1 protein-coding gene is annotated in these 571 nt (G+C 75.0%); it reads left to right on the top strand.

Translation table 11 applies throughout. From position 1 onward, the window contains the following. Positions 1–169: 169 nt before the first annotated feature. Positions 170–571, top strand: a 402-nt coding sequence (locus AB8Z36_RS41885; protein WP_369218548.1) for an MFS transporter, incomplete at its 3' end; no start/stop codon positions are given.

Here is a 571-nt window from a genome sequence, read left to right as displayed (position 1 = left end):
ACCCCGGCTGGCACGCCTCCGGCTGGGGCGACCCCGGCTGGCCCGCCGCCATCGCCGAAGGTGGGTCGGTCGCTCCCCGATCGCTCCGTACGTCCATGGCCAGATTCTTTCACACCATGGCCATCTGGCCAGGCGCGGGCGTCCGGCCACCCCGCGCACGCTCGTGTCCATGGAGATCCACCACGAGACCGGAAGCGCCATCGACCGCGCCGTGCAGCGCCCCGGCAGCCGCGCCCGCCCCTGGGCCGTCGCCGCCGGAGCCGCCCTCGCCATCGTCGTCGCCGGAGCGTTCAGCACGCTCGCGGGGCTGCTCGTCGGGCCGCTGCACGACGATCTCGGCTGGTCACGGTCGTCCGTCGGGCTGGGGTCGCTCGTCAACATGGTGGTGTACGGGGCCACCGCGCCGTTCGCCGCGGCGCTGATGGACCGGCTCGGGATGCGGCGCGTGGCGGCGGGGGCGCTGGTGCTCGTCGGGGCGGGTGCCGCGCTCACCACGACCATGACCTCGCCCTGGCAGTTCGTGCTGTATTGGGGCGTGCTCGTCGGGCTCGGCACCGGGGCCACGGCCACC

The sequence above is a fragment of the Streptomyces flavofungini genome (assembly GCF_041028215.1).
GTDB classification, from domain to species: Bacteria; Actinomycetota; Actinomycetes; order Streptomycetales; family Streptomycetaceae; genus Streptomyces; species Streptomyces flavofungini_B.
This window is presented reverse-complemented; position numbering and strand designations above follow the sequence as displayed.